8 protein-coding genes are annotated in these 6,433 nt (G+C 50.7%); 5 read left to right on the top strand and 3 right to left on the bottom strand.

Annotation, left to right across the window (positions count from 1 at the left end):
• Nucleotides 1–125: 125 nt before the first annotated feature.
• Nucleotides 126–401: a HepT-like ribonuclease domain-containing protein gene (locus IQ260_RS25545; protein WP_228016428.1), complete on the top strand. Its 276-nt coding sequence runs from the start codon at nt 126–128 to the stop codon at nt 399–401.
• Between the two features lie 384 nt (nt 402–785).
• Complete coding sequence (locus IQ260_RS25550; protein ID WP_193995899.1) at nt 786–1,031, top strand: hypothetical protein; 246 nt, start codon at nt 786–788, stop codon at nt 1,029–1,031.
• 440 nt (nt 1,032–1,471) lie between these two features.
• Here IQ260_RS25550 and IQ260_RS25555 read toward each other — a convergent pair whose 3' ends face one another.
• The gene (locus IQ260_RS25555; RefSeq protein ID WP_193995900.1) at nt 1,472–2,095 is read right to left on the bottom strand and encodes a LabA-like NYN domain-containing protein; all 624 of its coding nucleotides are present in this window, start codon (nt 2,093–2,095) and stop codon (nt 1,472–1,474) included.
• Nucleotides 2,096–2,287: 192 nt separating this feature from the next.
• Here IQ260_RS25555 and IQ260_RS25560 point away from each other — a divergent pair, with 192 nt between their 5' ends.
• Nucleotides 2,288–3,949 carry an ATP-dependent DNA ligase gene (locus IQ260_RS25560; protein WP_193995901.1) on the top strand — a complete coding sequence of 554 codons (1,662 nt, stop codon included), beginning with the start codon at nt 2,288–2,290 and terminating at the stop codon, nt 3,947–3,949.
• A gap of 110 nt (nt 3,950–4,059) precedes the next feature.
• Entirely contained in the window at nt 4,060–4,323 is a 264-nt protein-coding gene (locus IQ260_RS25565; protein ID WP_228016429.1) for a hypothetical protein, read from the top strand.
• A 12-nt stretch (nt 4,324–4,335) separates the two neighbouring features.
• On the opposite strand, the gene IQ260_RS25570 is transcribed toward IQ260_RS25565, so the two are convergent.
• Nucleotides 4,336–5,115 (bottom strand): cobyrinic acid a,c-diamide synthase, encoded by a 780-nt coding sequence (locus IQ260_RS25570; RefSeq protein ID WP_193995902.1) that lies wholly within the window; start codon nt 5,113–5,115, stop codon nt 4,336–4,338.
• Between the two features lie 132 nt (nt 5,116–5,247).
• The gene (locus IQ260_RS25575) at nt 5,248–5,838 is read right to left on the bottom strand and encodes a sulfite oxidase-like oxidoreductase (RefSeq protein ID WP_193995903.1); all 591 of its coding nucleotides are present in this window, start codon (nt 5,836–5,838) and stop codon (nt 5,248–5,250) included.
• A gap of 162 nt (nt 5,839–6,000) precedes the next feature.
• On the opposite strand from IQ260_RS25575, the gene IQ260_RS25580 reads away from it, so the two are divergent.
• Nucleotides 6,001–6,433, top strand: a 433-nt coding sequence (locus IQ260_RS25580; RefSeq protein ID WP_193995904.1) for a hypothetical protein, incomplete at its 3' end; no start/stop codon positions are given.

The following is a 6,433-nucleotide window of genomic DNA, read 5'->3' on the forward strand; positions in this document are numbered from 1 at the left end:
CCCACTTTTCGTAGTAGACCCGGTATGATGCATGTCATGGCTATTCAGGTGGGTTTGTCTGTTAACAAAACCTTAGTGCCTGAATAGCTTTTCTGGCTATTTCTCTCGCTTTTCTGTCCGGACTATTGTCTAAAGAAGAGCTAGCCAAAAATGACGAAAAACAGTCTGCTACTCTCTATCAGATAATTATCATCGGCGAAGCTACGAAGCGATTATCGTCTGAGTTTCGTAGTCGTTACCCGATGATTCCTTGGGCTGAGATTGCTGGCATGAGAGATATTCTAGCTCATCAATATGACAGGATAAATCTCAATACCTTATGGAGCGTTATTCAAGATGATATTCCTGAACTGCTCGCTCTGCTGCAACCAATTTTAGCTGATATTTCTGGCGACTCTTAAGCCATATGAGGTTTCGGTGTAAGTCTGCTCATACCGTATTTCAGGCATTCATGTCAGGATGATCGCAACCGCGTACATTCCTAGACAAGCCAAATAAGCATTCTGTTAAGTTTGTCCAAAATCTGTTCAGTACCCTCTTGACTAGGGAAAAACTTGTGAGTACTCTTGTTCCAAGGTCATTTTTGACCGAACTACAGAGCACATAATTTAGCGCCACCGGCAAGTGCTAGAACACTTAACCGGCGGCTTCACCCCCACGTTGCGTCGACAACCTGGGAGCGCAGGTTTATGGTACCTGTTGCCACCCCGGATTGCATACACCCACGGGGTGGCTATCTTATGCGCTCTGGTTTCCTACCCATTGTTTTATTGGAGATCAGAGCCATGTTTATTGACCCAACCCAGGGCGCAGGCGCGCCCACCGATCCGCCTACTGACGGTAGTTTGCCCGAGCACCAGTACGAAGACGTGCGGCTGCTACTGCTGGGCACCCTCATCGCTGTGCAGACCACCATTGCCACCCTGCACAAACTCAACTACGCCGAACCCAACGACTGGAGCCGTCCGCTAGCCACCGGGCGACCCAATGAGGTGATGGCCATTTTGACCCGCCGGGTCAGGGTCGACTAACCCCGTCGGAAGCATAGAGAAACGCAAAGAGAGCACGCCCCGGCCACAAAGAACATTAGGATTATTGTGGTTTTATTTAGACAATTTTTTGGACTAGATAGGGATTTGTTGTGCTCTCTTTGTCGTGGCTGTGTCGTAGGAGAGACGTGTGATGACTGGAGATAAGAACCCCCCATGGGCGCTAAGGCTCATGGGGGGTTCGGTTTAGATATAAGGTGGAATTCAATAAATCGTTCTTCTATGAGTCCAATCTACACCGGGAAGATTCTCATGGGAGGCTCTGCAAGCTAATCCCATCGTCTCTTTACACAACTATCAATTTTTCTTAGTCTGTACTGATACCCACAGTACAACCAGTAGGTAGAGGATTGACTGACGGATTTTCTAGTATGCCCTGTTCAGTAAACCAGGGTTGTATGGGGTTGGCAAAACCTTGCCAGCTACCGCCGCTTACAGATAGTGTCCTGCAGCTCCGCCAAATTTATATAGCAATCTGCCAGGTCAATCAACGTATCGCTGGTCATAGACTGTAGGCTCACCAGCTCCACTCTTACCCCTCGAGAACTGAGAGCATCCACCGCATAGGTCAAATGCCCATCACCGCTTAGCAGCGTAATCGTGTCACAGTGATCGGCTAATCGCAGCATATCCACCGCCATCTCCACATGCAGATTGGCCCGTCGTGACCCATCGGCAACCTGGGCCAAATCCTTACTGATCACACGGTAGCCATGGCGACTCAACCAGAGCAAAAATCCCCGCTGTTTCTCATTTTTGGGATCTACGCCTGTATAAAAGTAAGACCGCAACAGCTGCCGCTGCCCCACTAATGTTTGCAGCAACCGCACATAGTCGATTTCAATACCTAGATAAGATGCGGAATAAAATAAATTTGCGCCATCGACTAAGACTGCCATGCGAGCCGGCTTGTCTGGCAGCTGACGACTGGCATAGGAGGGGGCAAACAGTCCGTCAGGGGAGAGCTTAAAGTCATTGCTACTAAGCCGACTAGACGCACTATTGGGCGACTGAGCAATCCGGTTGTGTTCGATATTATTTGCCATAAAAGTGATAGCCGCTGGACGCCTGCAAACTACAGGCTAGTTAGATCGAGGATAATATGAAATATTAATTATTTCTTAAGGTTTACAAAAGGCAAATAAAAATTCATAGGCCCAAACCGTAACTGTCCCACAAATAATAATGTTGGCTTCGACTTCGCTCAGCCAACCCACTGTAACCGCCCAGATACCCTAATGAAGCGATTTACCCAACTTTTCCAAGCTGTGGATGGCACCACTTCCACAAATGAAAAAGTAGCCGCTCTTCAACGTTATTTTCGTGATGAGTCTGCGGCCAATGCGGTTTGGGCGCTGTATCTGTTTTTAGGTAAAACTCGCAAACGTCTGATTACATCTCGGGTGCTACGGGATATTTTTTTGCAAGTATCCGACATACCTGAATGGCTGTTTGAGGCTAGCTATGCCCACGTGGGTGATTCGGCAGAAACCATTGCTTTGTTGCTGGTCGATACGCCGCTGCCAACGCCCCAAAGTTCATGCCAAGATCAGCCACTCCATACCTGGCTGGAAACCATTATTCCCCAGGTCAAAACCTGTCGTGACGAGGAACAGCAGCCGTTAATTTTGTCCTGGTGGGCCAGTTTGGAGGGCGATGAAGTCTTTGTCCTCAATAAAATCTTAACCGGGGCTTTCCGCGTTGGGGTTTCCACCAAGCTATTGGTTAAGGCACTAGCGGCTGAGTATGACATTCCTGCCGATGTGATTACCCATCGGCTGATGGGTGACTTTAGCCCGTCTGTAGAGTTTTATCAACAGCTGGTTCACAGCGATACGAGCCAGTCCACTCCGAGCCGTCCCTATCCGTTTTTCCTGGCTTCCCCCATGGATGTGGAAAAATTTGCCCATGAACCCATGGCCCACTGGCAAGCTGAATGGAAATGGGACGGCATTCGCGCCCAGATGATTCATCGGGCCGAGCAACACTTTATTTGGTCGCGGGGGGAAGACCTGATCACCCACCAGTTTCCAGAGTTTGCAGAACCGCTGCAGCAACTTCCCGATGGCACCGTACTGGATGGCGAAATTGTCTGCTGGGATGGTCAGCGACCGATGAGCTTTAACCATTTACAAAAACGTCTGGGCCGTAAACGAGTAGGGCCTAAACTGATGGCTGAAAATCCCGTACATTTTTTGGCCTATGACCTACTTGAGTATGAGGGGCAGGATATCCGCGAGCATCCCTTGCACCGTCGGCACCAGTTACTTGCAGACTTGCTGGCTGTCCAGAGAGTCGCTCAGGGAGCTAGCAATATCAGCTGCTCCCAGCCCATGAACATTGACACCTTTGAGCAGCTGCAAATGCTCAGATCTCAGGCGCGCCAGCACCGGGCCGAAGGTCTGATGCTCAAAGCGTTAGAGAGTCCTTATCTAGTCGGTCGTAAGCGGGGCTACTGGTGGAAATATAAGGTAGATCCAATGACCCTGGATGCGGTGTTGATCTATGCTCAAGCCGGTAGCGGCAAACGGGCCAATCTGTTTACTGACTATACCTTTGCCCTGTGGCAGGGTGAGAACCTTGTGCCCTTTGCCAAAGCCTATTCAGGTTTGGATAACCAAGAAATCGCTAGTCTGGACCAGTGGATTCGTCGCCATACCCGTGAGCGGTTTGGTCCCGTGCGTTCGGTCGAACCGGTCCATGTGTTTGAAATTGGGTTTGAAGGCATCGCCCAGTCTAATCGGCATAAGTCTGGTATTGCCGTACGGTTTCCCCGCATTTTACGTTGGCGACATGATAAGCCAACGCAGGAAGCGGATTCTTTAGATGCAGCTATTGCCCTGTTACAAATCCATAACGATTCGACCGTCTCTACAGTCTCTACTGAAAGCACCCCGTGACTTTCCGGTAGGATGCCAATATTCCCAAACGTCTTGCCAACATCCAATGGCGTTACGCACAATGTTGGTTCCCATTGCCGCCCACTTGCCTATGGCAGGTCTTGATAGCCATGAGCGACGCTTCTGACAATACAGAAAGCCCTGACATCAGTGAGATTAGTGCTGATGCTCCACTGGAAAATGCTGAACTAGAAAAAAATGAGGTTACCCAGCTGGTGGATCGGCTGATTAGGACCAAGCGAATTACCTACACTCAGTATCAAACCCTATCCAAAATGGTGCTGGCTGACGGCACCGTTGATGAGCAAGAGCGCTGTCAGATCAATCGGCTGTTCGATGCGATTCAATCGGGGGCTATCCGCATAATGGAATAGGGCGGAATCAAATCAGGGGCTTGAATCAAAAATCGCGGCGTCAGAGTCTTGTTGAAAAATATGCGCATAGTCAAACTGCAGGGCATTTTGATGACGCATAATCACAGCGCCCAGCTGACTGACCTGTTTGGGTAAAAAGCTAGCCATAATCAGCGCCACTGTCTGCCCCGGCTTAATCTGGGGGATATGGACAAAATAGTCACGTCGGGCAAAAAAACGATCTTCATCCTTGGGGATAATAATGCCGTTTAATCGATGGGCTCTCTGCACAGGGCGGATATAAAGATTGAAAAAGTCTTCCTGGTTAGGCTGTAGGCGATAGAGCCGCTCGTGCTGTTCCCAACTCATGCCAAACAGGAGGATTAACAGCTCAAACCCAAGAATATAGGTGAGCACCCGGTTGTGCTCTCGACCGTCTGCCATCAGTCGCATGGCGGCCTCCAAGTAGGCGTTTTCTTGGTGTTGCCGGACCTGGGCAGAATGAATATAAAACTGCTGCACATAACGCCGGAGGACCTTTTCGGTCAGCTGCGTTTGAATGCGAAACCGATGTAGGTGATAGTAAATGCGCTGTTGCGTATCCTGATCGTGAATGATCCGAGACATCACGCCATCAGCGGTATATTCGTCTAAGAATTTAGCTTGGCCCTCGGGGGAGCTAGCACAAATAACATGGCATAACGACAGCACGTAGCGACGTTGTACCCAAGGCAGGCCTGTTAACCACTGCCGAGCTTCCGGAGGAAGGGTGTCAATCAGCTGTCGGGATTTACGAGAGTTAGTTGCGGACATGCGACCTGTGATTTGCCAGTTTGAATCGCAAAGTGCGCCGAATTTTCAGGATTTCAGGCAGGATGACTGGCCCCAAGGGCCATGCTCATAACTACAGATAGCTAAAGAGACGATCAGGATAGTTCAGTGTTCCTACCGATCGCTGTATCTTTCTTCGGCCCAAGGTTCACCCCGTTTGTGATAGCCATTGCGTTCCCAAAATCCCAGCACTGACTTTGCGCAAAACTCCAGGCCGTTCAGCCATTTGGCACTTTTCCAGGCATAGAGATGGGGCACTACCAGCCGCAGGGGACCGCCGTGATCGGGGGGCAGGGGTTGCCCTTCTAGGGTATGGGCCAAGAAGTTTTCGGGTCGGGCAAAATCTGCCATGGCCACATTGGTGGTGTAGCCGCCATAGCAGTGGGCCATTACGTGGGCGGCTTGTTCATCTACAGTAACGGTGGCTAAGAGGTCCGTTACCTTTACCCCGGTCCAGGTGACGTCTAGCTTGGACCATGTGGTAACACAGTGAAAGTCTGCTGTGAACTGGTGCTGTGGCAGTGCCATCAGGTCTTCCCAGCTGAGGGTTTTAGAGGTTACCAATCCCGATAGTGTGAGCTGCCAGTCCTGCTGGGTGACCTCTGGTGTAGGTCCATAGGTCAAGACGGGAAAGCCTTTGGCTAGATGCTGCCCTGGGGGTACACGGTCAGCGAGGTCAGCGCCGGGTTTTTCAAAGTATTTCATATGCGATCGCAATCTACTTTCACTATACTGACTGCTCTGCGGCCAATTTCATAATCTGACCATTGGCAACGGATGATTTGAGGATGACCCTAAAATAGAAAGCAGGTGCCCCTGCCATTTGGATGGCTAACTTAACATTGAGGCGTTAACACCGAGGCTACTATGACCCGACAACCCTGGCGATGGCTCGGCATACTCTGTGCGATCGCACTGCCGTTGGCAGCGGCCCCAGCTGCCCAGGCCGACCGCATTATCATTCATCGCCGTCGCCATCCCACCCATGAGGGGCACCATCGCACCCGTAGGGAACGCCATCGCTATCCCACCCGTGGGGAACGCCATCGCTATCCTGTCTACGAGCGGCGGCGGCGGCCTGTGCAGCAGCAAGTCACCGTAGAGTTTATTGCCCAAGGGGACGACTGGGCCAACGTGTTTGTCAATGGCCGTCAGATATTTTCCCCGCGCAATGTCAACCGTCGTCAGCGGTTTACCTTTACAGAAGGTGCCTACGATCTAAAAATTACCGGTGCCGATCTGTTTGATGTGTGGGCAGAGGGCTATTTGGACGTGGGCCGGGATGATTCCAATATTATTG

The sequence above is a fragment of the Leptolyngbya cf. ectocarpi LEGE 11479 genome (genome assembly GCF_015207065.1).
Taxonomy (GTDB): Bacteria; Cyanobacteriota; Cyanobacteriia; order Phormidesmidales; family Phormidesmidaceae; genus Leptothoe; species Leptothoe ectocarpi.

Bases quoted from the DNA above. Each gene is read 5' to 3' on its own strand.
- IQ260_RS25550 (WP_193995899.1), top strand. From the start codon at position 786: ATGTTTATTGACCCAACCCAGGGCGCAGGCGCGCCCACCGATCCGCCT.
- IQ260_RS25560 (WP_193995901.1), top strand. From the start codon at position 2,288: ATGAAGCGATTTACCCAACTTTTCCAAGCTGTGGATGGCACCACTTCC.
- IQ260_RS25565 (WP_228016429.1), top strand. From the start codon at position 4,060: ATGAGCGACGCTTCTGACAATACAGAAAGCCCTGACATCAGTGAGATT.
- IQ260_RS25570 (WP_193995902.1), bottom strand. From the start codon at position 5,115: ATGTCCGCAACTAACTCTCGTAAATCCCGACAGCTGATTGACACCCTT.
- IQ260_RS25575 (WP_193995903.1), bottom strand. From the start codon at position 5,838: ATGAAATACTTTGAAAAACCCGGCGCTGACCTCGCTGACCGTGTACCC.
- IQ260_RS25555 (WP_193995900.1), bottom strand. From the start codon at position 2,095: ATGGCAAATAATATCGAACACAACCGGATTGCTCAGTCGCCCAATAGT.